The 24,582-nt window shown below is 31.2% G+C and carries 25 protein-coding genes; 13 read left to right on the plus strand and 12 right to left on the minus strand.

Annotated features, from left to right (window positions below):
* Window positions 1-40 precede the first annotated feature (40 nt).
* Window positions 41-625, plus strand: coding sequence for a hypothetical protein (locus tag ABJD66_RS13605; RefSeq protein WP_348132567.1), 585 nt, complete (start codon window positions 41-43; stop codon window positions 623-625).
* Window positions 626-1,028: 403 nt separating this feature from the next.
* Here the strand turns inward: ABJD66_RS13605 and ABJD66_RS13610 are convergent, their stop codons facing one another.
* The 9 genes from ABJD66_RS13610 to ABJD66_RS13650 all read right to left on the minus strand — a co-directional run bounded on the left by ABJD66_RS13610 (window position 1,029) and on the right by ABJD66_RS13650 (window position 11,887).
* Window positions 1,029-2,771, minus strand: a complete 1,743-nt coding sequence (locus ABJD66_RS13610; protein ID WP_348132570.1) for a leucine-rich repeat domain-containing protein — start codon at window positions 2,769-2,771, stop codon at window positions 1,029-1,031.
* Between the two features lie 42 nt (window positions 2,772-2,813).
* A complete protein-coding gene (locus ABJD66_RS13615) occupies window positions 2,814-3,680 on the minus strand; it encodes a hypothetical protein (protein WP_348132573.1) in 867 nt (288 codons plus the stop codon).
* A gap of 22 nt (window positions 3,681-3,702) precedes the next feature.
* Complete coding sequence (locus tag ABJD66_RS13620) at window positions 3,703-4,104, minus strand: hypothetical protein (protein WP_348132576.1); 402 nt, start codon at window positions 4,102-4,104, stop codon at window positions 3,703-3,705.
* Complete coding sequence (locus ABJD66_RS13625) at window positions 4,091-4,627, minus strand: hypothetical protein (protein ID WP_348132579.1); 537 nt, start codon at window positions 4,625-4,627, stop codon at window positions 4,091-4,093. Before ABJD66_RS13625 ends, ABJD66_RS13620 begins: the two co-directional genes overlap by 14 nt.
* 15 nt (window positions 4,628-4,642) lie before the next feature.
* Window positions 4,643-5,164 carry a hypothetical protein gene (locus ABJD66_RS13630; protein WP_348132582.1) on the minus strand — a complete coding sequence of 174 codons (522 nt, stop codon included), beginning with the start codon at window positions 5,162-5,164 and terminating at the stop codon, window positions 4,643-4,645.
* Window positions 5,165-5,278: 114 nt separating this feature from the next.
* Window positions 5,279-5,782: an endonuclease V gene (locus ABJD66_RS13635; RefSeq protein WP_348132585.1), complete on the minus strand. Its 504-nt coding sequence runs from the start codon at window positions 5,780-5,782 to the stop codon at window positions 5,279-5,281.
* Window positions 5,783-5,809: 27 nt separating this feature from the next.
* Window positions 5,810-6,316, minus strand: coding sequence for a hypothetical protein (locus tag ABJD66_RS13640; protein WP_348132588.1), 507 nt, complete (start codon window positions 6,314-6,316; stop codon window positions 5,810-5,812).
* 40 nt (window positions 6,317-6,356) lie between these two features.
* A complete protein-coding gene (locus ABJD66_RS13645) occupies window positions 6,357-6,773 on the minus strand; it encodes a hypothetical protein (RefSeq protein WP_348132591.1) in 417 nt (138 codons plus the stop codon).
* A 122-nt stretch (window positions 6,774-6,895) separates the two neighbouring features.
* Window positions 6,896-11,887: a DUF4132 domain-containing protein gene (locus tag ABJD66_RS13650; protein WP_348132594.1), complete on the minus strand. Its 4,992-nt coding sequence runs from the start codon at window positions 11,885-11,887 to the stop codon at window positions 6,896-6,898.
* Between the two features lie 257 nt (window positions 11,888-12,144).
* Here ABJD66_RS13650 and ABJD66_RS13655 point away from each other — a divergent pair, with 257 nt between their 5' ends.
* Genes ABJD66_RS13655 through ABJD66_RS13680 form a run of 6 tightly spaced genes read left to right on the plus strand, consistent with a single transcriptional unit; the run spans window position 12,145 to window position 15,813 of the window.
* On the plus strand, window positions 12,145-12,648 hold the full coding sequence (locus tag ABJD66_RS13655) for a MarR family transcriptional regulator (protein ID WP_348132597.1): 504 nt from the start codon (window positions 12,145-12,147) through the stop codon (window positions 12,646-12,648).
* A 7-nt stretch (window positions 12,649-12,655) separates the two neighbouring features.
* The gene (locus ABJD66_RS13660) at window positions 12,656-13,033 is read left to right on the plus strand and encodes a DoxX-like family protein (protein WP_348132600.1); all 378 of its coding nucleotides are present in this window, start codon (window positions 12,656-12,658) and stop codon (window positions 13,031-13,033) included.
* 1 nt (window position 13,034) lies between these two features.
* The gene (locus ABJD66_RS13665) at window positions 13,035-13,769 is read left to right on the plus strand and encodes a DUF2071 domain-containing protein (protein WP_348132604.1); all 735 of its coding nucleotides are present in this window, start codon (window positions 13,035-13,037) and stop codon (window positions 13,767-13,769) included.
* Window positions 13,763-14,515, plus strand: coding sequence for a methyltransferase domain-containing protein (locus ABJD66_RS13670; protein WP_100893642.1), 753 nt, complete (start codon window positions 13,763-13,765; stop codon window positions 14,513-14,515). Before ABJD66_RS13665 ends, ABJD66_RS13670 begins: the two co-directional genes overlap by 7 nt.
* 6 nt (window positions 14,516-14,521) lie before the next feature.
* Window positions 14,522-14,920: a hypothetical protein gene (locus ABJD66_RS13675; RefSeq protein WP_348132607.1), complete on the plus strand. Its 399-nt coding sequence runs from the start codon at window positions 14,522-14,524 to the stop codon at window positions 14,918-14,920.
* 5 nt (window positions 14,921-14,925) lie between these two features.
* Complete coding sequence (locus ABJD66_RS13680) at window positions 14,926-15,813, plus strand: TIGR01777 family oxidoreductase (protein WP_348132610.1); 888 nt, start codon at window positions 14,926-14,928, stop codon at window positions 15,811-15,813.
* Between the two features lie 2 nt (window positions 15,814-15,815).
* Here ABJD66_RS13680 and ABJD66_RS13685 read toward each other — a convergent pair whose 3' ends face one another.
* Window positions 15,816-16,178, minus strand: a complete 363-nt coding sequence (locus tag ABJD66_RS13685) for a rhodanese-like domain-containing protein (RefSeq protein ID WP_100893645.1) — start codon at window positions 16,176-16,178, stop codon at window positions 15,816-15,818.
* Window positions 16,179-16,251: 73 nt separating this feature from the next.
* On the opposite strand from ABJD66_RS13685, the gene ABJD66_RS13690 reads away from it, so the two are divergent.
* Both ABJD66_RS13690 and ABJD66_RS13695 read left to right on the plus strand, forming a co-directional pair.
* Window positions 16,252-16,800, plus strand: a complete 549-nt coding sequence (locus tag ABJD66_RS13690) for a sigma-70 family RNA polymerase sigma factor (RefSeq protein ID WP_100893646.1) — start codon at window positions 16,252-16,254, stop codon at window positions 16,798-16,800.
* 2 nt (window positions 16,801-16,802) lie between these two features.
* Window positions 16,803-17,036 (plus strand): hypothetical protein, encoded by a 234-nt coding sequence (locus tag ABJD66_RS13695; RefSeq protein ID WP_100893647.1) that lies wholly within the window; start codon window positions 16,803-16,805, stop codon window positions 17,034-17,036.
* On the opposite strand, the gene ABJD66_RS13700 is transcribed toward ABJD66_RS13695, so the two are convergent.
* Window positions 17,013-17,852, minus strand: a complete 840-nt coding sequence (locus tag ABJD66_RS13700) for a hypothetical protein (protein ID WP_348132614.1) — start codon at window positions 17,850-17,852, stop codon at window positions 17,013-17,015. The genes ABJD66_RS13695 and ABJD66_RS13700 overlap by 24 nt on opposite strands.
* A 134-nt stretch (window positions 17,853-17,986) precedes the next feature.
* On the opposite strand from ABJD66_RS13700, the gene gcvP reads away from it, so the two are divergent.
* The 4 genes from gcvP (at window position 17,987) to ABJD66_RS13720 (ending at window position 23,454) form a co-directional block, all read left to right on the plus strand.
* Window positions 17,987-20,839, plus strand: coding sequence for an aminomethyl-transferring glycine dehydrogenase (gene gcvP / locus ABJD66_RS13705; protein ID WP_348132617.1), 2,853 nt, complete (start codon window positions 17,987-17,989; stop codon window positions 20,837-20,839).
* 157 nt (window positions 20,840-20,996) lie between these two features.
* Complete coding sequence (locus ABJD66_RS13710) at window positions 20,997-22,055, plus strand: ketoacyl-ACP synthase III (protein WP_303540924.1); 1,059 nt, start codon at window positions 20,997-20,999, stop codon at window positions 22,053-22,055.
* 2 nt (window positions 22,056-22,057) lie between these two features.
* On the plus strand, window positions 22,058-22,582 hold the full coding sequence (locus tag ABJD66_RS13715) for a methyltransferase (RefSeq protein WP_100893651.1): 525 nt from the start codon (window positions 22,058-22,060) through the stop codon (window positions 22,580-22,582).
* A gap of 20 nt (window positions 22,583-22,602) precedes the next feature.
* Entirely contained in the window at window positions 22,603-23,454 is an 852-nt protein-coding gene (locus ABJD66_RS13720; protein WP_348132622.1) for a glycosyltransferase family 2 protein, read from the plus strand.
* On the opposite strand, the gene ABJD66_RS13725 is transcribed toward ABJD66_RS13720, so the two are convergent.
* Window positions 23,451-24,582 (minus strand): alkaline phosphatase family protein (locus ABJD66_RS13725; protein WP_348132625.1); only part of this gene is annotated, 1,132 nt, incomplete at its 5' end. The genes ABJD66_RS13720 and ABJD66_RS13725 overlap by 4 nt on opposite strands.

The raw sequence follows: 24,582 nt of genomic DNA on the forward strand, positions 1-24,582 counted from the left end.
AGAAGTTGCTTTATTTTTGTTTTAAAATGAACTCAACAGAATGAAATTTAGACATCTACTTTTAATACTATTCTCTTTTTTATGTTTACAAAATAGTGCTCAGAATAATAAAGTTCTACTAGAAGAAACAATTACCAATATTGTTGTAGCGTTTAAAGATAAAAATGCTAAAATTATAAATAACTACACCTCTAAAGAAAATGGAATTACTATACTTGTTAGGTATGGTGCTTTAGATAATTACAGGACCATAAGTTCTATTAACTTTAAAAACCCCATACCTAATTACCTGCCGTACACAGAACCCATATCTAGCACCAAAATAAGTTACAACAAACCTCCTAAATTTGATTGTAACACTTATAGCTGGTCTAAAAAAGGGTTGTTTTGTGATACGATACAAAAAAGTACTCTCTTTACTAATACAATTAAAAATTTAAAGTATGAACTAACTTCTCAAACATACGCTAAAGAACTAAAACGTGCTTTAGAATTAGAAAAAAATAGTTATAGAATTGTTTTAGTTGATGACAATAATGAAGATTTAATATTTTTTCTAAGTTATATTGATGACAAATGGATATTAACCTTAATAGACCGTGTAACTACAGATTGTTGCGCATAACAAAACTTAAACCAATCAAATGAAACACTTACAAATTTTATTTATACTTATCTCGTTTTTCATTTATCATTCTTCAATTGCTCAGCAAAATAATTCCATAAACTGCTATAAGAAGGTAAAAAAAGAAACAAAAATGCTACAAAAATATACTTGCAATAAAGCAGTAAAAAAAATTAGGAATATTTTTGAGCAATACAACTACTCTTTGCAATTAAAAGAGCTACAATCTATTTTAACTAACAAAACAATAACTAAACATTTTAAACATACCAGCGATATTACAAATATTAAAATACGCGAGGTTAGCTTTAAAATATGTAATGGTAGTTTTATAACCGTTTATTACAAACAAAAGAACAATAAATGGTATCCGTTAGAGTGTTTGGTTTCTCTTTAAATAAAATTAATACGGTATAACTTTTATATTCATAGCTTTTATTTGTGCTACCAAATCTTCTGAAAAATTCATAGAATTAGTTATTTCTAAGCTGGGCAAATACTTAATATCTTCAATAGATTTTACATCAAAACAATCGTCTTCTCCGCTCCAAAAAGGAATTAACTGACCGTATATTTCATCTCCACCATCTGGCTCCAAAGCTTTAATATCTGGTAATAAAGAAGACGGAATTGGTAATTTTTTAAAATAAGCAGCAACTTCTGGTATTATTTGATATCCTTCTTCCTCAATATCAATTTTACGGTCTTTGTAATTTTTTACAAAAAAGTGTACGTTAAATTTTGGGTACAAAACCTCATCTACATACATTAACTTATTTATTACCATTAATTTAAAATTAAAGTCGGACTCAAAATAACAATCACCCTCTGGCAATTGCTCTAGTTTTAACTTTACCTCATAATTAAATAATGCCTGGTTTTTTAATTCTAACTGCAACACATTAGATGGTATTTTATTTAATGTAGTTGGCAACTCTTTAAATACATTCATTTTTAAATTAAGCTCTTTTAAATTAGTTAAATTAGATAAGTTTTCTGGTACAGTAGAAATATTTGTTTCACTAACATCCAAAATTTCTAATTGCTTCATTTTATTTAACCAACTAGGCAATTCTAAAAGCGGATTTTTATTTAACCTAAGTATTTTTAGTCTTTTTAAAGTAACCAAACTCTCTGGTAGTTCTTCTATTCTATTGTTTGATAGATCTAACTCCTCTAATTGATTTAAGTATTTTATTCTTGATGATATTCTACTTAAAGATGTGTTTGATAAATTAAGACTTTTTAAGCCTGTAATTTTTACAACAGAAGACCATAAAGGACTTTTATTACCTGAAAAATTTAGATATTTTAAACTTTTTATTTTCTCTAGATTAGGAGGTAAGCCACTTAAAGGAACACTATAATAATCTCCGTCTCTAGATATAGTTAAAGAAACTAAGTAGTTAAACTTATATAATTTATTTATGAGATCTGGAGCTATTAAGCTTACATTACGCAAGGTAAGCTCATTTAACGATTTTAATTTTAATATTCCTGGGTATAAATCTTGTACAGTTTGGTTAGATACTGCCAAACACTTAAGATTAGAGCAAGTAAAAATACCATGTGGTAGCTCAAAACCATAACCATAATACAATTTTTGTGTTGCCGGCCCAAAATCATTTTCACTATTTAACTCCCAAATATCTGAATAATAAGTACGTGGATGATTCTCTATATACCTTAAAACTTCCTTATGGTATATTGACTGATCTATTTTTTCTGCCAAAGGATTTGCACTATTGTACGGGTCGTAAGTACAATACCCATAAACTTCACTTTTGGTTGTTTTTCCTAGTCTTTTTTTAAGCTCTAAACGCAAACCAAATCTAGTAAATACGGCTTCGTATAAATTCTGAATTTGTTCTGGAGCGCTACGTTTAAAAAAAGATTTTTTTCTTGCTGTTAAAAACTGTTGAAAAGTAGATTCGTCAAAAGCAATTATTTGACATAAAAATACAAATTCTCCTTTTTGTGCCGGATTATTTGCTTGTCTTCTTGGGGGTAAAATTTGACAAACGGAATAGACCTCTCCTCCTTTTAAATCATCTTCTTTAAAAAAAATATCTCCAAAAGGTGACACTTTCAAAACTTCTCTCTCTTTAAAGTCTTGAAATAATGCATCTAAAATTAATTCTTCCAATGGTTAGTTGTGTTTAATTTAATTCTGCGCAACACAAAAAAACTACTCCACCTCTAAAAAGGTTTCTGCTGTAAATTCTGCATCACTATTTTTATCCCAAATTTTCACTTGCCACTTTACAGGATTACTAACAGCTCCTTTTGTTGTTATTAAAGAAGCCTGTATAGATTGCTCTACTAATTCTGGTGCTAATTTTTGGTTTAAAAATAGATCTGTTTGGTCTAGTATAATACGCTCATCATCATCTTTAACAAGCATTGTCATTCCTATTTCTATAGTACCGTCTTTTATAGTAAATCCTTTTAGGCCCTCAAATATAAACAACATTTTATCATTAAACCCAACTTTTCTATTGGTAATCACAGACTTACGCTCTGTAGAGAACAAATAACACTCTTTATAGCTTAATTTATCTGCATTAATGCTAATATCCGGATCCTTAACAAGTTCAATTTCCATTGAAGAAGTTAACACACCATTACCTTTTAAGTCTGTTAATGTATAAATAACATCATAACTATTGCTAGATAAAATAGGGTTAGCAAAACTTATTCTCCCTACTAAATCCTTCATATCTGTATTTAACCCTATTTTAGAATTTTGCAACAAACTAGGGTATTTTAAAACTGTATCTCCTTTTTTAGAAATTACAGCTACTGCTAAATTTGGGTAATATTTTCCGTTTTCTTCTGTAAACCCTTCTATTTCTTTAAAAGTAGTTACCAAAGTTTTACCGTAGACTAATATAGGTTCTTCTAATGGTTCATCATCTACAGTAACAGCTACTCTAGACGCACTTAGACCTTCATTTTTATTGGTTAGACCTATATTAGAATCTTTATTAAAGTTACATGACGTAATTATAATAATTGAGCATACTGCTACTAATTGTAAAGCGTAATTTTTCATAAGTTTAGTGTTTATAGTTATTTTATACAGGGTATCCGCCTAAGGTGTCTTTTACATATAGATTAAACTCTTTACGTACCTTTTTAAAGTCTAGATTATGATACTCTGCTATTTCTTTTAATATCCCTTTTACTTTTACTTGTTTAGTAAAATAAATACCTGCAAAAACCAATAATGCCGTTATAAATATGCAGCATATTAAAATTACTACTGTTTTTATAGTGTTATAATCTGAGTAAGAATATGATTTGCCTGCTATAAATACATTGTATAACAGCACCAATGCTCCAAAAAGCAACAAAACATAGCGAAGGTACTTTGCACTAGACATAAAATTTAGGTACTCATCTAACACCTCTTTAAGCTTTGTTTCTGATATTTTTTGTAGTTCATTAAGCTGATTTTCTTCTTTATTCATTTTCATTCATTTTTTGTTGTGCTTTAGCCCAAGCTGTAGTTAAAGAAATTAGTTTAACATCTTTATGTAAAATTGGTGTTACTTTAAACTTTATATTTTGATCTGCTTTAAAGTTGAATTGACGCTCCTCTTCTACTCCATTATCTGCTAGTAACTCTATTGTATTATTTTTATAATAGGCATACGTACCATCTGTATTTAAATTAAAACCCAAAGAGGTAATGTCTTTTATAGAATTGTAACTTAATTTTATGGTTGCATTAAGCTTATTATCCACTGTAAAAACATCTTTAGACACTAATGTTAAACGTTGCAAAGAATCGTCTAACGATGTTTGTTTCATAGCTAATTCTAAACCAACAATAGCAGCTTCTTCTTGCCCTTTAATTGTAGACAAATTATGTTGTTCTATAGTTATTGTTTTAGATTCTACATCTACAAAAAACACTGTATCTGTGCTCACCAAAGGAACTTCTCCTTGTAAAAAAAAGCTAATTATAGCCATCACTAAAGATTTTACTTCTACCATATTCTATTTCTATTATTAAGGAATTGTACTTAAATCGTCTAAAAGCCAAGTATTATTTTGTTTTACAAATCTAAATGTATGCTGTCCGCCTTCATGAAACTTAGTTGGCTTGGTTGTAGTTACTAAAACCTCTATATAATTAACGCCATCTATTGCGTGGTTTACATAAATAGTTTCGCTTTCTACTAAAAGTCCAACAAAGTTATGTGTAAAAATTAGGTTGTAATCTTCTGCTATAAAAAGGTCTACAGGGATGTAAATTTTAGTAGTGTAAAGTGCAGTGTACCAATCCTCCTCTGTATCTCTAAAAGTAGTAAGTTCTTTTTCTTTTTCTGGAGTATTCTCTAAACAGGCATAACATCTAATTTTTGAAGCAGACAACCGTTTAAATTTTACAGTGTCTTTTGTTTTTAAGGCTGATAAAAAAGTAGTCCATACCTGTTTCATTTCTTTTAAAGAAACTTCTTTTGGTTGTTGCTGCGCATTTACACCCCCAACAACCAGTAAAAAAAATAAAACTACTTTATATTTTACCATAACAATTGTACACCAATTAATTTACCGCAATTTACAGCAATACATTGTTATATAAATCCCTTTTTTCAGGGGTATTATTTTTTAGAAAAATCTAAAAACAGGGTAATGATATAATTATTTTTCTTTTGTTTTGGTATCTAAAATTTGTAGTAAGGTTGGCATTCTGTAATTACCGTGCATAGATTTTACCAACTCATAAGCCTCATCTAAATTTATACCTATGGCAGATATATAAAGTGGCTTTATACTGTCTCCTCTTAAAAGAGGTTTACTGTTTGTTTTATTTAAATGAAAACTAGATTTTGCAACACCTATAATGGGAATTTTTTTATCTAAATTATTATATAAATGACCTCCCAAACCTAGCTTACCGTCATCATCTAATAAAACATAACTATCTACTATTATTAACTCCACATCTTGTAAATTATACTGTTTAAGTAAACTTAAAATACAAGGTAATTCTCTTTTATAAAATGCCCCTGGCTCATAGTCTGGCACATCTTTAATAACTTCTTCCTTTATATCTAAAACAGTATCATCTAACCAATTACTAAAGCTAACACCAACTGTTTTTGCTTTATTGTTATAGTAATAAGTATCAAAGGCTAAAATCATAATATGTATCTCTTTTTAAAATTTGGTTTACTTGTAAGCGTATAAAATTCTTCTTCCTTCTAAAATTTCATTATTCCCTTTTTCAATTAAAATTAGTTTTTGTTTTTTAAAAATTCTTTCAATTTTAAAGGTGGTATTATTATCTATAATTGCTGTTCTATCTTCAGCTATTTTTATATTAAAATTATTTAGTTCTTCATATGACTTAAATTTTAGATCGTCATTTAATTGCTCCATAGAATAGGTTAATGGGCCTTCTGCCAAATACATCCAATACTCTTTTAAACTTCCATTACTGTTAAGTACATATTTACGTTCTATATCAAACTCAAATTCTTCTATTTTAAATGAACAATCATTATCCTTCATTTGTAAATACGAAGCTACTCTATAAGCGCAGTTTATATTATTAGGGCTTATTTCTTCATCTAAAACCCTATATTTTACTGTAATTCTAGCCGATTTAGGCACCCTAGCTATGTTTTTAGCACACCCAAAGTTTAATACAAGCAGAAGAAGAACTATTTTTTTCATCACATTTTTTTATATTAAATGTATTAACATTATGTATAAACTACCAGTAAGTGCCTACTAAAAACGTCATACGTATAAAGGCTACAACACTGTCTTTAGTTAATTGTAAAGGAGTATCTAAACTAGTAACCTCATCACCATCTACAAAAACAACAAAAAGTCCGTCTTTAAAAGCTAGTAATACATTATCTATAGCATCTTGCTCTACTGCTAAATCTTTATTTGCTAAATCTCCAAAATCTACTTTACCACTTTGGGCTTGGTCTTGTATTTCTGTAGGACTTAAAAAGCCAACCACATTAACCTCTAATCTCTTTTTATTAAAAGCTTCTACTTGGTTTTTTACACAACCTACCAATAACTCTTGCAAATTATTAGGAGTTGCGTCTAAGGTTAATGGTATTTGTTTTACTTTTTTTTTGCCTAATTTTTTTAGTTGTAACGTTAGTTGTGGCATATGTACATTTTATTTTTTAGTGCGTTAGGGATTGGCGTGTAAAGCCCACAGTGCGATAGCACGAGGACTTGCAACAAAAGCACGCCCCACCTTAAGTGGGGAACGCCCTTATAATTTTAAAATTAGCTATTTATTTGTGCTAAAATTGTTGGATCTTGTATTTTGTTGTCTTCTGACAAAAGTTTCATTTTAGAAATAATTTCTGCCGATTTTGGATCATCGTCTACAAAGGGTAAAAACATACGTCCTCTGTGCTGACTGTGTACAGGAATTATAGATAATTGTAAGCCATTTTTACTTACTTGTCCGCTTCCTAAATGTATGCTATACTCACCCAAAGTACCTGCAACCAGAATGTGACGCTCTTTAACTGTAATGTTTTTGAGTTTAAAGAGCTGTGCAGACTCGGTTGCTAATGCAGCACGCATTTGCATAGTGCTGTGACTAGCTTCTGGATCTACACCACCAACGTGAGCAACACTAACCACAAGGTCTATGTCTCTCATAATTTCGCTAAAAACTACTGGTGGCACATCTTTTAAAGGAATTGGCTTGTAGTTTTCTAAGGAGTAAAACACAATATGCTCTAAGGTTGGCGCCTCTATATCTGCTGGCGAAAACCAATCTGCCATAGCATACATTGTTGCCATAAAACCTTTTTTATGATACACTTTTTGCAATCCGTCTTCATGGCTAACCGTCCAACCACGACCACGTAATAATGCCACGGTTTTTTGTGGTTGAATTTGGTGACCTTGGTAACGTTCTGATTTTGACCCAAGCTCTAGCTCGTCTTTAGTAACCAAGTACAACTCTCTAAATACTTGTTTAAATGGCTGTACCAAACGCTCTGCAAAAAGGTGTTTTTGGTACAAATCCCACTGTACGGCTTTGTATAGGTGAGATGGATGTGCAATTACCAAGACATCATCTTCTTTTAAAATATGCTTTTTACCTTCTGTATCTGTTAATACTCCGTCTGCATAAAAACCAGAGATTTGCTTATCTGGAGCAAACAATACCAATTTGCTAAGCATAACTTTTACAATTGGGTGTTGCATTATTTTGTGTATCTCTGCTGCGGTAAACTCGTCTTCATTTACCATTGCATTTTCTAGAGACAAACGAGTTCTACTATATTGTTTAGATAAGTAAGACTTGCCTTCTTTTAAGGCCAATACTTGTTTGTCTTTTTTATACTTAGCAGGTATAGATTTTTGTTTTTTATTACCTTTAGTGACTAAAATATCTGTTTTACCTTCGTCTGTAATTACTAGTTCTATAACTGCATCATCAAACTTTAAAACAGCATTTTCCATTATTGCTAAAGTTGCTTTACTTTCCATAGCCCAACTAAAGCGTACGCGGTCTTGAAAACCTGCGTTTCTAGACAGGTTATCTAAAGCAATTTCTACAGCATTTTTCTCACTCTCTTGACGTTGCGCTCCAAATTGCTTGCTTTCTTCTAAAAACTTTTGCAATAGGTTGTATCGTTTTAATAAGTCTTTCTCTGGAATAGTTTTACTTAACGGAATTAAACCTAAAGCCCTAACATAGTCTTTATCTCTTTTCTCTGTAATTTTTTTTAAGGTTTCTGTAATTTTAACCTCACCAAGCATTACACTAGAGTATAGTTTTACTTGTCTGTGCCCATTACCATCTGTAATATATTTGGCAGCTTCGTGTAATATTTTCCAATTGGCTTTGCCTATACTTTTATACACTTTATTAAACCAATCTATATCTATGGCACCAATTGCAAAGTCGGACTTTGGAATGTTAGAATATCTAGAAATTATGGTTTCTTTTTCACTACTCATATAATCTGATGCGTGCGCTTGAAACCACCATACAGCATCTTCTAATTTTTCTAGTCCAAGATACTCACCAACAAAACCTGCCCATTGCGTTGCATAGCAAGCAAGTTCTACTAATCTTTTCTTTGGAATTTTAGCTTCATCTGCAAGTGCTACAAAGTCTGCATAAGTTTCTGTATCTTTTAACGCACTCTTTTTTAATATAGAACTAAAGGTAGATTTTTTAGTGTCTCCGTAGTAACTGTAACCACGCTCAAAAGTATCTTTACCCATACGCTGTAACACCTTAAAAACATAGTCTACACCTTCTATTTTTGATAGACTAGAAATATAACCTGTAGCATCTGTAGCTAAATCTCCACGCTCTAACTCTGTAGAAAGTATGTTTGTTTTTAAAGCTTTTAAAATTCCAAACGGAACCAAGTCTACATCTAAATTACCATTACGTATTCTGTAGTTTTGAGCACCATCTAAAATGGACATTAACTCATGCGAGTTTAGTGCTTGGAAAAGTAAATCGTCTTTAGTAATTAAGTTTTTTTGATACAAAACCAATGAAATATCTAAAAGCGGTAACTGTAATCCTCTATTGGTATTTCTTTTTTCTGTAATGTCTTTAATGTTTGTTATTACTTTTGGATATCCTATATATTGTGCTGCTAAATACATTTTTATATCCCAATACTTTTTTAGTTGCTCTAAATCTCCAAACTTTATAAGTTCTTGTTCGTTTATTACAACTACTAAACCATTAATAACATCTACCCAATCATAATTATTATACCTGTAACCTTCGCCATAAGTAAACTTCTCTTTTTTTAGCTTCTCTGGAAAGTTTGCAATAGCATCTTCCCAAACACTTAATTTAAAACTTAACACGGCAGGCCTATCTGCAAAAGCCCTAAATAAGCGTCTTAAAATTTTAGTATATCTGGCGTTTGTACTGTAATAACTACGGTCTGCAGGGTCTAACTTTATGCCTTCTAAGTTAGGAGTGTATTGCTTTACATAATCTTCAAGCTTTTTGTAATTGCCATAAGGAGCAGTAAACGTATTTATGTAGTTTATTGCAGCATACATCTCAAAATCGTTTAATTTACTTTCATTGTACCATTTTATCCAAACATCTGCCAAAGGTATATTATGCAAATGCTCCTCTGCAGACATCTCTTCTCTAAATTTTTTAATTTCATGAATAGTATTAGCTAATAAAGCTGTGGTTGTACTACCATCATAAGCCTCTAACTTATATTCATAATTTCTATGCTCATAAACTAATGCTATTAAATTATTTATAGCACCAACTGTTTTACGTTCATCTATAAAATTGCTAAACTTAAATTTTGCTGTAGAAATACCCAGTTTATCAAAAAAACTTTTGCTGTTATTAAACTTAACCTCTGGTGTGTAAAGTGGTGACAAATTAGTGTAATCTACTGCTCCAAAACCATTACTATATGTAAATCCAATTTTAGTTTTAGAAAACTTATCTAAAAATACACTTTCGTTTTTAGTAAATTTTGGTCGCTCTTTATACAAGCTAATTTGTTCTTCTACAAATTCTGGATATTGCTCTTCTTCCTCTATTAAGGTTAGTATCTCTAAAGCTGCCAAACGCTTATCTACTGCCTTAGCTGTAATTAAATTTTGTGTGCTATTTTTAAAAACATCCTCTGGTTGCTTAATTAAAAGTTTTATTAAGCCAGAACGTAAAGTTTTGTTTTTACGACCAAATAAATCTTCCACTACATCTAAATCTTCTTGAAATAATGGCATATGATGAAAAACGGTTAAACCGGTAGACATTACAGACTCGTTCCTATCTTTAATAGCTTGGTGCGCCAATTGTCTACGCCAAGCATCTTTAGATAAAATAAGCATTCCTGGTTTTTTACTTCCATAATTGTATCCAAAAGAATAAGTGTAATGTTCTGGAAATACTTTTCTAATGTAACTTTCTCTAACTTCTGATGGTAACTTTACTATGTCATTAGACAGCAAAAGCAATTGCTCTTCTGAAGCATGTTTAATTATAAAATTGTAAAAATAATTTGGTGTAACTGTAAAATTTAGCCAAGAGAAAACCATTCCTTCATACACCTTACCATCTTTTGGTAGGCTAGCTGCAATTTTTTCTAGACGACTAAAAAGATCATTATCTATTTCTAAAACTGGCAAATTAATAGTTAACCAATAATCTAAAGCAGGATTATTACCTAGTTCTTTTTTATAGTAATCAACAATGCTATTCTGAGTACGTTGTGTTTGACTAACAAAATACAGACACAGTATTTTTTTCTCTAAACTATCTGTTTTATAAACCAGCTCTAATGCTTTTTGGTTGGCAGCATCTACATTAATTAAACCTATAGCCCAAAGACCAATATAAATTTCTAAATTATCATTACTGGTTAAACAGTCATCAATATTATTTAAATCTAAAATATGATCTCTACTTAACTCTAAAACTCTTTTTATTGTAGATTTTTTAGGAGCTTCCCAACCAAAACCAAACCAAGTGTCTACTGCTCTAACTACACTACTAAAACGAGTTAAATCGTTCTCTAAAATTACATTCATCATATATTTTAAAGCTCCTAAACTAGTAGTATCAATAGACTCTAAAATAGTTTGCCTTAACCCTTCTTGGCGCTGTGCTGCCAATAATAATTTAGCTACTAACTCCCAATACTCCTCTTTTTTTGTAAGTAGTAAACCTTTTATTATATCTCTACTTATACTTCCAATTTCATCTTCGCCCTGTATAATATCTTTTACAACCTCATCTACCAACTCACCTTTAAACTCCAATACAACAGCAAAAAAGTAACTGTATCTATTATCAAAATACGTTGAATACTGAAACTGTTCTTTTAGTGGCAGATAACCAAAACCACTACGATTAGCATATAACAAACGTTTAAAATATTCTAATTTATTATATAGATGATCTGTGTTTGGCTTTGTTCTAAAAGCTCTACGGCTATACCCATTTTGGTAAGGCAAAGCATTAAACATACTCCATAACACTGGTAAAAAAGGAGATTGTATATCTCCAAACAAAAAAGATCCTAAACGAATACCTTCTTCTGTTGCCCAAGGATTCACCGTAGTTTCATCATCAAAAACATTAGAAAAAATAGTTACAGTCTCGTGCCTTTGACGTGGGTTAAGCACATCTGCCACTATCATACCAAGCACTTGGTACGGATATGAAAACTGCTCAAAATCTGCGTCTGTTAACTCTTCTTTTTTATACTTTTTAATATACGCTTGTGCTTTTTCAAATGGAATCATATGGGTTTTATTCTTTTCTAAATTGAGGCTTTGTTTACTATGGTTTAAATATAAACTAAGTCTTTATATTCTTATTTTGTTTCATCTTAAAACTTTTGCAAATTATTAAGACTACAAACATTATTTATCCCTGAATTTTGGGATTTATCTACTACTGTAAATTGTGCTCTACCTATTCAGCATAATCAAACTTTCAATAATTACTGAAAGTTTAAAATATTTAATATATATTTGTAATGAATTTAAGTTTTTAAAAGATGAACTACACAGAAGCTAAATCAAAATTTATAAATACTTGGGGCAGCTTAGGTACGCTTTGGGGAATTAACAAAGCAATGGCTCAAATACAGTCGCTCTTATTTATTTCTCCTAATGCCCTTTCTATGGAAGAAATTATGGATGAATTACAGATTTCTAGAGGTAACACAAGTATGAATTTAAGGCAACTCATAGACTGGGGAATTGTGAGTAAAGAGTTTAAAGCTGGTGAACGTAAAGAATATTTTACAACGGAAAAAGATGTGCAAGAATTGGCTCGTATAATTGCAAAAGAACGTAGCCGAAGAGAGTTACAACCAACCATAAAAGTTTTAAATGAAATTAGCAATATAGCACCAGATGGCACTAAAGAAACTGATGAGTTTATTAAACAAACAAAGGCAATGTGCGAGTTAACAGAGACTGCAGATAGTCTTTTAAATAAAATGGCTAATCAACAGCAAAATTGGATTACAAAATCTATTTTAAAAATATTTAGCTAACCCAGCAATGCAAAAAAACATCTTAAATAAAATAGTAACAATTGCTATTGGGCTTATTTGGCTTGCCAACGGCTTATTGTGTAAAGTGCTAAACTTAGTTCCAAGGCACATGCAAATTGTAAGTCGCATTTTAGGAGAAGATTTTGCAAAACCGCTAACTATTAGCATAGGAGTATTAGAAATTTTTATGGCAGGTTGGATTGTTAGTGGTTATAAATCTAGAGTAAACGCCATACTACAAATGCTAATAATAGGTTTAATGAATATTATAGAATTTACTCTAGTGCCAGATTTATTACTCTGGGGCAAATACAATATAGTTTTTGCTTTCCTTTTAATTTGTGTGATATTCTACAATGAATTTTATTTAAAAAAAGCGAACTAGTATGCTAGCATCTTTTAAAAATCATCCGTTTGCGGTTGAAGCGTTTTTTACAAACTCTACCGTACTTACTTTTGCTATTCCTAAAGAAGAATTGGCACATAAAATACCTAAGCACTTACAGCTAGACACCTTTAAAGACAAATGGGCTTTTGTAGCTGTTGCAATGGTACAAACAAAAGATTTGAGACCTAAAGGTTTGCCTAAATTTATGGGTAATAACTTTTTTTTAATTGGCTATAGAATATTTGTTACTTACACTAATAAGGCCGGTAAACGCTTAAGAGGATTATACATTTTAAAGTCTGAAACCAATAAAAAGAAAATGCAGTTTATGGGTAATATTTTTACGCATTACAACTACACTACAACAGACATTACAATAAAAAAAGAACAAAAAAACACACAAATAACCTCTTTAAAATCAAACTTTAAAATTAATTATAGCAATAATTTAAACGATGTTAATCTGCCAAAAAACTCACCCTTTAGCACCTACAAAGATGCACGCAGGTTTGCAGGACCATTACCATTTACCTTTACGTACAATAAAGAAAAAAATAGCATTTTAGTTATTGAAGGTGTCCGACAAAATTGGAAACCTTCTCCTATACATATTAATGAATATCACTTTAATTTTTTAAAAGAAGCCGGATTTAAAAATCCAATTTTAGCAAATGCTTTTGTAATTACTAATATTCCGTATTACTGGAAAAAAGGAGAACTAGAATTATGGTAACAAAACGCAAGAAATTTCAAGGAGTACGTAACATATTAAGCTTTAACAGGCATTTTTATATTTTAGGTTTACTAGTACTAGTTATTTTAATAACTGCTATACTACTGTTAAAACTACCTGCTATTATCTTGTGGGTTACAGTTAGTGTATTTGTTTATGGTTTAGTAACTCCGCTTCTAGTTTCTGCATACGTTTACGATTTTTCAGGTTATTACAATTTTAAATGGCTACAAACACACATAAATAAAAGTAGCAGCATAAAAAAAATTGTAAATATTAATGCTGGTTTTGATGAAACAAGTTTTATCCTTAAAAAAAACTTTCCTACATCAGACATTAAAGTATTCGATTTTTATAATAAAAAACAGCACACAGAACCTGCCATAGTACGCGCACGTAAGGTAAGTTTAACATATCCAAATACACAGCAAATAACAACAAGCAAAATTCCGCTTAAAGACCAAAGTATAGACCTTGTATTTTTATTATCGGCAGCACACGAAATTAGATGCAATAAAGAAAAAGAAGTGTTTTTAACTGAGTGTAAAAGGATATGTAAGCCAGAGGGAAAAATTATAATGGTAGAGCACCTAAGAGACGTACCTAATTTTTTAGCCTTTTCTATTGGTTTTACTCATTTTTTTAGTAAAAAAACTTGGCAAAATGCGTTTAAAAATGCTGGCTTATCTAAAATTAAAGAAGTAAAATTTACACCGTTTATGACGGTTTTTAACTATAGCAAATAAAAAATTATGCAAATTCACTTATATATTATAGGCATATTATTAATGGCTCTTGCTTTGGCACACATCTTTTTTCCTAAATACTTTAACTGGAGAACAGAGCTACAACCATTGGCGTTAATAAACAGGCAAATGATGACTACACACACTTTTTTTATTGCATTAACAGTCTTCTTAATGGGTTTGCTATGTGTTACATCTGCAACAGAATTAATAAAAACAACCTTAGGAAATAAACTAGTATTAGGGCTTGCTGTATTCTGGTCAATACGTTTATTTTTTCAGTTTTTTGTGTATTCTAAAAACTTATGGAAAGGCAAAAAATTTGAGACCACAATACACATTATATTCTCTGGATTTTGGGTATATTTATCTACTATATTTTTTATAATATATTTTAACAACTAAATAGTATGAGCAAACTAGTTATTGCAGGAGGAACGGGTTTTTTGGGAAATAAATTAATAGATTTTTATACTAGTAAATACAATGAAATAGTTGTTTTAACTCGTGGAAAGTCTCGCAAAAAAGAAAATATAAGTTACGTAAACTGGGATGCTAAAACAATTAACAAATGGCATACTAGTTTAAACAATGCAGATGTATTAATAAATTTAACTGGTAAATCTGTAGACTGTAGATTCACAAAAGAAAACAAAGCCCTTATTTTAAATTCTAGAACAGAATCTACTACCGCTTTAGGCAATGCCATAAATTTGGTAGCCAATCCACCAAAAGTGTGGTTAAATGCATCTTCTGCTGCCATATCTCATCCTAACAAAGAAGAAAACGGAGAAGATTTTATGCTGTACGTTGGCCTAGAATGGGAAAAAGCTTTTAACGCCATAAAAAATCCCAACACAAGAAAAGTTGCTCTGCGTATTTCTTTAGTTTTTGGTAAAGAAGGCGGAGCGTTAATTCCTTTAAAAAAAATAACCAAACTTGGTTTAGGAGGTAAACAAGGTAGTGGCAAACAAATGGTTAGCTGGGTACACACTAAAGATTTTGTTGCAATAACTAATTACGCCATAGAAAACCAAGCTATTACTGGTCCAATAGTTGTTGCCGCACCAGATGCAATATCTAACACAAAACTTATGAGTACTATTAGGCAAACATTAAACGTACCTTTTGGCTTACCTGCTTTTTCATGGATGTTAAAAATTGGCGGATTTATAATTGGCACAGAACCTAGCCTAATTTTAAATAGTATGAAAGTTTACCCAGAAAAGTTAGAGAAGAATGGCTATGAGTTTAGATTTGATACGTTAAAATCTGCCCTAAAAGATATTTTAAAATAAACTTACTTTTTAGCAGTATTTTTTTCTTTTACAGCATCATAACCACCTTCTAAATTTATAGCGTTATAACCTAACTCTGTTAATTTAGCTGCTGCTTTAGCGCTTCTTCCTCCACTTTTACAGTAAACGTAAATAGTTTTTGTTTTTGGTATACTATCAAAATAACTTACAAAAGAATCGTTAAGTACATTTACATTTTTAGAATTTTCTAAATGACCCAAACCGTACTCTTCAGAAGTACGTACATCTACTAACAAAGCATTTTTAATATCATTCTGTGAAAATTCTGTGATATGTTTTGACTTACTTTGTGAACAAGCCGTAATTACCAATGCAAAAAAAAGTACGCTAAAAAAAGATTTCATAAAAAAGATTGTTTTGGTCAAAATTAAACATTTTAATTAAAATCCCCTACATTTGAAAAATCAACAAGAACTAATGCACCACCTTAATCCTAACACTTGGGTAGATAACTACGCAGATTATTTATTTAATTATGCAGTAGCTAGAGTAAGCGATTCTGAAATTGCTAAAGACCTAGTACAAGAAACTTTTTTTGCAGGTCTAAAATCTGCAAAAAATTACAAAGGTGATGCTGCAGAACGCACTTGGCTTATTGCCATTTTAAAACGAAAAGTGATAGACCACTACCGTAAAATAAACTCTAACAAAGGTAAAGCAGAGGTTAGAATGTCTTACAACTCTAACATAGACTCAGACGGAGACTGGTTAGAAGAACAAGTAGCAGACCCCTTTAGTAAGCTAGAGAATAGTGACTTAGAAAATGAAGAATTAGGTCTTGCAATTCAAGAATGTATTGCTAAATTGCCTAAAAAACAAGCGTTGGTTTTTAAAATGAAAACAATACAAGGAATAAGTACAGAAGATATTTGTAATGACCTTGGCATTAATGCGTCTAACCTATGGGTAATAATCCATAGAGCCAGAACAACTTTAATGGGATGCTTAAATACTAATTGGTTTTAATTATGATTTCTTGCGAAAAAGCAGCTAAAATCTGCAACAAAATACAATACAAAGAAGCTTCTTTTTTAGAAAAGATTAGCCTTAAGTTTCATTTATTAATTTGCAAAACTTGTCCACAGTTCTCTAAAAGAAATACAGAGTTCACATCACTTTGTGAAAAAGCTCACTTGCAATCTTTAACAGAACAAGAAAAGATTAAGATGAAGCAAAAACTACAAGAAGAAGTTACCAAGTAAATAATTTATAGCGTAAATTACAACATACCAAAATATAGGAAAAGCTTCTACCCAAAAAGAAGCAAAATACTTTCCTTGTTTTCCTTGTGTATACAAAACTAAAAAGCCAAAACTTAGAAAAAGAATTCCTTTTGCTATTAGATCTAAAGGAGTAATTGTATTTTTTAGGTAAGTTGTAAAAAAGAAAATTAATACAACAATACCACTAGCTAATTTTGTGTGAATAATACCAAACCTTTGAGGTATTGTTTTTAACGAAGGAGAATCATAAGCTAAATCTCTAATTTCAAAAGGCATCAGTAAAATTAATACAATTAAAAAACGCTGAAAAGTCTCTATCCAAACATCTGTTGTAACACTCATATTAGCAGACAAAACTGGTAACAAAACAGTAACACCAGCCCACACAATGGCTACCATAAATATTTTTAAAGCACCAAAACTTCTTAAGTTTTTAGCTTTGGGTAAAACAGGTAACGCATATAAACCTGTAAATAAACCTAAAGCTCCAATACAGAACCAAACATCTTTATGTAAAAAGAAAGCAAAATAAACAGCACAACCCATTGCCAAGAAACTTAGCACTTGTATGTTTTTAAAATATCTGTTTGCTACTAAAATATACTTCTCTGCCTCTACTCCGTACTTAATAAAGTTGTAACAGGCAATTGTACTAAAAAAACAGAAATAAGCTAAATTCTGATTAATATTAATATTTAAAAGTACTGCTGTAATCTCTAAAAGGCAAAACACAGATACAGCCACATGAATGCTTGCATCTAGATAAAAATTAAAAATTTGTTTTGCTAATTTCATTATACAAATGTAAGTAAAGTGTTCATAACATTAATTAATCGTTAAAAACTTTAAGTGAAGTACTGTAAAATTTATCAATTATAAAAAAATTAATCATTAATTTTGCGCATCTTTTTATAAAAACACTCTAGAATATGAGAACAGATTTGTTTGCCTCAAGACACATTGGTATAAATGAAAAAAATTACCAACAGATGTTTAAAACCGTTGGAGTTGAAAATTTAGATCAGCTTATATACGAAACTATCCCAGATGATATTAAGTTAAAAAAGAACTTAAATTTACCTGAAGCTTTAAGTGAAAACGAATATCTAGAGCACTTACAGGAATTAGCTGATAAAAATAAGGTTTTTAAATCTTATATTGGTTTAGGATATAATGAAGGGCTTTTACCTTCTCCTATCAAAAGAAATATTCTAGAAAATCCAGGTTGGTATACTGCCTACACACCATACCAAGCAGAGATTGCTCAAGGTCGTTTAGAGGCTTTGTTAAATTTTCAGACAATGATTTGCGATTTAACAGGTATGGAGCTTGCAAACGCATCTTTATTGGATGAAAGTACTGCTGCTGCAGAAGCAATGGCAATGCTTTTTGATGTACGTAGCAGACCTCAAAAAAAAGAAAATATAGTTAAGTTTTTTGTTTCTGAAGAAATACTACCACAAACATTATCATTATTACAAACACGAGCTACACCAATAGGTATAGAACTTGTTATTGGTAATCATGAAGATTTTAACTTTGGAGCAGATTTCTTTGGTGCTTTATTGCAGTACCCTGGTAAATTTGGACAAGTAAATGACTATGCTAGCTTTGTAGAAAACTGTAATAACAATAATATAAAAGTTGCTGTAGCTGCAGACATATTAAGTTTAGTAAAACTTAAAGCTCCTGCAGAATTTGGAGTAGATGTTGTTGTTGGTACTACTCAACGTTTTGGTATTCCGTTAGGATATGGTGGACCTCACGCTGCCTTTTTTGCTACAAAAGAAGCTTACAAAAGAAACATTCCTGGCAGAATTATAGGTGTAACTAAAGATACAGACGGCAAACCTGCTCTACGTATGGCGTTACAAACTAGAGAGCAACATATAAAAAGAGATAAAGCAACGTCTAACATTTGTACGGCTCAAGTATTATTGGCTGTTATGGCTGGTATGTATGCTGTATACCACGGTCCAAAAGGCTTAGAGTATATTGCTAATAAAGTACATAACATTGCTATAAATACTGCTACAGCAATAGAGAAATTAGGTTTTAAACAACTTAACTCTGCTTTTTTTGACACTATTAAGGTAGAAGTAAAAGATGCAAGTGCCTTAAAAGCAATTGCAGTAAGCAAAAAAATAAACTTTAATTATATAGATGATACTACAGTGTCTATCTCTATAAACGAAGCAACATCTAAAAAAGATTTTGCTACAATAGTGGCTTGTTTTTCTGAGCTTAATAAGGTAGAAAATACAGCTTCATTTACAGAAGATGTACAAACTGTTATTCCTGCTAATTTACAACGTAACACTCCATTTTTAGAAAATGAAGTTTTTAATTCTTATCACTCAGAAACAGAATTAATGCGTTACATAAAAAAATTAGAGCGCAAAGATTTATCATTAAACCACTCTATGATTTCTTTAGGTTCTTGTACAATGAAATTAAATGCGGCATCAGAAATGCTTCCTTTAAGTTCTGCACAATGGGGTAATATTCACCCATTTGCTCCAATTGATCAAGCAGAAGGATATCAAATTTTATTAAAAAGATTAGAAGATCATTTAAGTGAAATTACAGGTTTTGCAGCAACATCTTTACAACCAAATTCTGGTGCACAAGGAGAATATGCTGGTTTAATGGTAATTAGGGCTTACCACGAGTCTAGAAACGAAGCGCACAGAAATATTTGTTTAATTCCTGCTTCTGCCCACGGTACAAACCCAGCTTCTGCAGTTATGGCAGGTATGAAAGTGGTTGTTACTAAGACAGACGATTACGGAAATATAGATGTTACAGATTTAAGAGAAAAAGCCGAATTACATAAAGACAATTTAGCTGCATTAATGGTTACTTACCCATCTACGCACGGTGTTTTTGAGTCTTCAATTAAAGAAGTTACACAACTAATACATGATAATGGCGGACAAGTTTATATGGATGGTGCTAATATGAATGCACAGGTTGGTTTAACCAACCCTGGTAATATTGGCGCAGATGTTTGTCACCTTAACTTACACAAAACTTTTGCCATACCTCACGGTGGTGGTGGTCCTGGTGTTGGTCCTATTTGTGTTGCTCCACAATTGGTTCCGTTTTTACCTGGTAACCCTGTAATAAAAACAGGAGGAGAAAAAGCTATAACTGCTATATCTTCTGCTCCTTGGGGTAGTTCTTTAGTTTGCTTAATATCTTACGGTTATATTGTTATGTTAGGAGAGGCTGGTTTAAAACAATCTACTTCTATCGCAATTTTAAATGCCAACTATATTAAAGAAAGATTAAACGGTAAGTTTGATGTTTTATATACTGGAGAAAAAGGAAGAGCTGCACACGAAATGATTATTGATTGCAGACCTTTTAAACAAAACGGAATAGAAGTTACTGATATTGCTAAGCGTTTAATGGACTACGGTTTTCACGCGCCAACAGTATCTTTCCCAGTTGCTGGTACATTAATGATAGAGCCCACTGAGAGTGAAAGTTTGGTTGAGCTAGACCGTTTTTGTGACACTATGTTATCTATTAGAGCTGAAATTGATGAAGCTACTTTAGACAATCCTAATAATGTTTTAAAGAACTCTCCGCACACTTTAGAAATGATAACTAATGACGTTTGGGACTTTCCTTATAGCAGACAAAAAGCTGCATTTCCTTTAGAGCATATTGCAGATAATAAATTTTGGCCTAGAGTAAGACGTGTTGATGAAGCGTATGGAGACCGTAATTTAATATGTACTTGCGCTCCTATTGAAGCTTATATGGAAGCATAAAAACACAGTAAAAACAATACTTTACAACCGCTTAGATCTCTCTAAGCGGTTTTTTTTATATCATTTTTTTTACTTGAACATCATACAATTTATTATGCACGCATAGTTTATTTAAAGTGTTTTTTGTAACTTCATCCTGTTAAATTAAAAACTAATTATGCATATCGGAATTACAGGAACAGGTAGTTACATACCATCCATAACTACCTTAAATACTGACTTTATTAATCATACTTTTTTAAATACAGATGGGTCTCCCATTCCAAATTCAAATGAGGTTATTATTGAAAAGTTTAAAAAAATAACTGGAATTGCAGAAAGGAGATACGCAAAAAAAGAATTCAACACATCAGACATTGCTTATTTAGCTGCAGAAAGAGCTATTGAAGATGCCAAAATAGATAAGGAAAGCATAGATTATATTATTGTTGCTCACAATTTTGGAGATGTTAGCCACGGACAAACACAGTCTGACACGCTACCAAGTTTAGCAACAAAAGTTAAACACTTGCTACAAATTAAAAACCCTAAATGTGTTGCTTTTGACATTTTATTTGGTTGTCCTGGTTGGATACAAGGAATGATACAGGCATATGCTTTTATAAAATCTGGCATGGCTAATAGATGTTTAGTTATAGGAGCAGAAACTTTATCTAGGGTTATAGATCCTTATGATAGAGACTCTATGATATATTCTGATGGCGCTGGAGCAACAATAATAGAAAATACAGAAAATGCAGGTGATATTTTAGCTCACAACGTGGCAACTTACGCCCATAATGAAGCTAATTACCTATTCTTTGGAGAATCTTACAACAAAGAAGAAAACAACAATACAAAGTATATTAAAATGCATGGTCGTAAGATATACGAGTTTGCAGTTACACACGTACCACAAGCAATGAAAGATTGCTTAGACAAAAGTGATGTAGACATTGATGATGTAAAGAAAATTTTTATACATCAAGCTAATGAAAAAATGGATGAGGCTATTATACAAAGGTTTTACAAATTGTATAATAAGACAATGCCAAAAGACATTATGCCTATGAACATTTATAAACTTGGTAATAGCTCTGTAGCCACTGTACCTACTCTATTTGATTTAGTAAAAAGAGGAAAATTAGAAAATCACGCTGTAAAAAAAGGAGATGTTGTTATATTTGCGAGTGTTGGCGCTGGTATGAACATCAATGCCATAGTTTACAGATATTAAAAATGTACGAAAAAACATATCCTAGCAAACGTTTTAAACACACGCTAGAGTTTCTTAACAAGCACATTAACACTAATGAGAGCATTTTAGATTTAGGTGTAAGCAACCCTTTATCCAAGCTAATGACGACACAAGGTTTTAATGTAATAAATACTAATGGAGAAGATTTAGATTCAGATTTTTCATCGGTATTAAACAATAATACAGAAGTAGTTACTGCCTTTGAAATTTTTGAACATTTATTAGCTCCTTTAAATATTTTAAAAGAAATAAAGAGCGATAAATTAGTTACAAGCATTCCGCTTAACTTATGGTTTTCTCCTGCTTACAGAAGCAAAACTGACAAGTGGGATAGACATTACCATGAATTTGAAGATTGGCAATTTGATTGGCTATTAGAAAAAGCTGGTTGGGAAATAAAAGATACTGCTAAGTGGACAAACCCTATTAAAAAAATTGGCATAAGACCAATTCTACGTAGTTTTACTCCTAGATATTATATTGTTTATGCAGAAAGAAAAAAATAATATCTTTTTATCTTTTTAGTATGAAGTATTACATTATAATTCCCGCTCACAATGAAGAAGCTTTTATAAAAAAGACTTTAGACTCTATACTTCATCAAACAAAAAAACCAAAACAGGTAATTATTGTCAATGATAATTCTACAGATGCCACTGCTACTATTTTAGATTCATACGCAGAAAAACAAGCCATCTTTAAAATAGTAAATACAACATCTTCTACCAAACATATGCCTGGTAGTAAAGTTGTAAATGCGTTTAATAAAGGTTTAGCTGTTGCAGATAATGACTATGATTTTATAGTAAAATTAGATGCCGACATCATTTTACCAGAAAATTATTTCGAAAAAATTATTTCTATTTTTAAATCTGATGAAAAAATTGGTATAGCTGGCGGTTTTGCTTACGAACAAGACAAATTTGGCAATTGGAAATTAAACCACCCAATGAATAAAGACCACGTTCGTGGAGCATTTAAAGCCTACCGTAAGTCTTGCTTTTCTAAAATAGAAGGTTTACGTAGTGCTATGGGTTGGGATACAGTAGATGAACTATTAGCACAATACCACAATTTTACAATTTTTACAGACAATAGTTTAAAAGTAAAACACCTTAGACCTACAGGAAATGCATATAATAAACAAGCTAAACTACTACAAGGACAAGCAATGTACCGTATGCGATATGGCTTTACAATAAGTTGTATTGCATCTTTAAAAATGGCCTTAAAGCAAAATAAAATAGCCGTATTTTTTGATAACTTAACTGGTTACAAAAACGCTAAAAAAGAAAAATTGCCCTTTTTGGTTACACCAAAAGAAGGCAATTTTATTCGTGAACTTCGTTGGAAGAATATTAAAAGTAAATTGTTTTAGTTTTTTAAAACAGCTTCAATAGGTTGACCAGTAGTTCCGTTTGGTGCAGCCATTCCTAATAACGAAGAAATTGTTGGTGCAATATCTGGTATCTCTGTTAAATTAACTGTACTTCCTTTTTTAATTCCTTTTCCAAAAAACAATAGAGGAGCGTGAGTATCATAAACCCTAGGTGATCCGTGTGTAGACCCTGTTCTAGAGTAACTTATATAACCTGGTTTTAACACCACTATTACATCACCAGAACGCTTTTGGTTGTATCCATTTTGCACAACATAAGGTATTCCTTTAGTATAGTTATTTTGCCACATTTGGTATGCTGTATATGTTTTATCTACATCTGCAAACGTAAGTAATTCCTGTGCAAATGCTTCTTGTACTTTTTGCAGTTCTAAATCTAAATTAGCAATTACTTTATGATCTAAAAATATTTGATTATTAGATACATTTTTAATTAAATCTCCTGAACCAAATTTAAATTTAGCCCATTCATTTAACTTAGTAGACATATCTTTATAATTTACATAACCACCAGGTATTTTACTATCTTTTAAATATGTAGGAACCTGTATTGCTGCGTGGTCTGCACTTAAAAACACTGTATACTCGCCATTACCAACTTCTTTATCTAATTCCTTAAATAACCTTTCTAAGTCTTTATCTAATCTAATGTAAGTATCTTCAATCTCTTTAGAATTTACTCCAAATTGATGCCCTACATAATCTGTAGATGAAAAACTAACAGCTAAAAAATCTGTAATTTCATCTTTACCTAAATTTTCTCCTTTTAAAGCTGCAATTGCAAAATCTGCTGTTAAGCTATTTCCGTATGGAGTTGCTTTTATAATGTCAAAACCTCTATTTTGCTCCCAAATAGCTGGTAAATTATGAGGAAATGATGTGCTTGTTTCTCCTTTAAACTTTCCTTCGTAATTGTTTTCATCAGAACCACTCTCTATATAAGTACTAATATCCTTTAAAGTAGTCCAAGATTTTTTATATTTTTCAGCAGCATCAGAATCATTAAAAGCAGTAACCCAACTTGGCAAACTGTTCATATAATACGTGCTCGTTATAAAATTAGCCTCATCTTTGCCCATAAACCAATATGCAGCATTAGCTGCGTGA

This window comes from Cellulophaga sp., assembly GCF_039943695.1.
Taxonomy (GTDB): Bacteria; Bacteroidota; Bacteroidia; order Flavobacteriales; family Flavobacteriaceae; genus Cellulophaga.

What these genes read in the sequence shown, in the direction of transcription:
- ABJD66_RS13605 (WP_348132567.1), top strand. Translation starts at nt 41, where the DNA reads ATGAAATTTAGACATCTACTTTTAATACTATTCTCTTTTTTATGTTTA.
- ABJD66_RS13670 (WP_100893642.1), top strand. Translation starts at nt 13,763, where the DNA reads ATGGTAACAAAACGCAAGAAATTTCAAGGAGTACGTAACATATTAAGC.
- ABJD66_RS13675 (WP_348132607.1), top strand. Translation starts at nt 14,522, where the DNA reads ATGCAAATTCACTTATATATTATAGGCATATTATTAATGGCTCTTGCT.
- ABJD66_RS13630 (WP_348132582.1), bottom strand. Translation starts at nt 5,164, where the DNA reads ATGGTAAAATATAAAGTAGTTTTATTTTTTTTACTGGTTGTTGGGGGT.
- ABJD66_RS13715 (WP_100893651.1), top strand. Translation starts at nt 22,058, where the DNA reads ATGTACGAAAAAACATATCCTAGCAAACGTTTTAAACACACGCTAGAG.
- ABJD66_RS13690 (WP_100893646.1), top strand. Translation starts at nt 16,252, where the DNA reads ATGCACCACCTTAATCCTAACACTTGGGTAGATAACTACGCAGATTAT.
- ABJD66_RS13640 (WP_348132588.1), bottom strand. Translation starts at nt 6,316, where the DNA reads ATGAAAAAAATAGTTCTTCTTCTGCTTGTATTAAACTTTGGGTGTGCT.
- ABJD66_RS13680 (WP_348132610.1), top strand. Translation starts at nt 14,926, where the DNA reads ATGAGCAAACTAGTTATTGCAGGAGGAACGGGTTTTTTGGGAAATAAA.
- ABJD66_RS13655 (WP_348132597.1), top strand. Translation starts at nt 12,145, where the DNA reads ATGAACTACACAGAAGCTAAATCAAAATTTATAAATACTTGGGGCAGC.
- ABJD66_RS13660 (WP_348132600.1), top strand. Translation starts at nt 12,656, where the DNA reads ATGCAAAAAAACATCTTAAATAAAATAGTAACAATTGCTATTGGGCTT.
- ABJD66_RS13700 (WP_348132614.1), bottom strand. Translation starts at nt 17,852, where the DNA reads ATGAAATTAGCAAAACAAATTTTTAATTTTTATCTAGATGCAAGCATT.
- ABJD66_RS13710 (WP_303540924.1), top strand. Translation starts at nt 20,997, where the DNA reads ATGCATATCGGAATTACAGGAACAGGTAGTTACATACCATCCATAACT.
- ABJD66_RS13695 (WP_100893647.1), top strand. Translation starts at nt 16,803, where the DNA reads ATGATTTCTTGCGAAAAAGCAGCTAAAATCTGCAACAAAATACAATAC.
- ABJD66_RS13665 (WP_348132604.1), top strand. Translation starts at nt 13,035, where the DNA reads ATGCTAGCATCTTTTAAAAATCATCCGTTTGCGGTTGAAGCGTTTTTT.
- ABJD66_RS13685 (WP_100893645.1), bottom strand. Translation starts at nt 16,178, where the DNA reads ATGAAATCTTTTTTTAGCGTACTTTTTTTTGCATTGGTAATTACGGCT.
- ABJD66_RS13625 (WP_348132579.1), bottom strand. Translation starts at nt 4,627, where the DNA reads ATGGTAGAAGTAAAATCTTTAGTGATGGCTATAATTAGCTTTTTTTTA.
- gcvP (WP_348132617.1), top strand. Translation starts at nt 17,987, where the DNA reads ATGAGAACAGATTTGTTTGCCTCAAGACACATTGGTATAAATGAAAAA.
- ABJD66_RS13645 (WP_348132591.1), bottom strand. Translation starts at nt 6,773, where the DNA reads ATGCCACAACTAACGTTACAACTAAAAAAATTAGGCAAAAAAAAAGTA.
- ABJD66_RS13720 (WP_348132622.1), top strand. Translation starts at nt 22,603, where the DNA reads ATGAAGTATTACATTATAATTCCCGCTCACAATGAAGAAGCTTTTATA.
- ABJD66_RS13615 (WP_348132573.1), bottom strand. Translation starts at nt 3,680, where the DNA reads ATGAAAAATTACGCTTTACAATTAGTAGCAGTATGCTCAATTATTATA.
- ABJD66_RS13650 (WP_348132594.1), bottom strand. Translation starts at nt 11,887, where the DNA reads ATGATTCCATTTGAAAAAGCACAAGCGTATATTAAAAAGTATAAAAAA.
- ABJD66_RS13620 (WP_348132576.1), bottom strand. Translation starts at nt 4,104, where the DNA reads ATGAAAATGAATAAAGAAGAAAATCAGCTTAATGAACTACAAAAAATA.
- ABJD66_RS13635 (WP_348132585.1), bottom strand. Translation starts at nt 5,782, where the DNA reads ATGATTTTAGCCTTTGATACTTATTACTATAACAATAAAGCAAAAACA.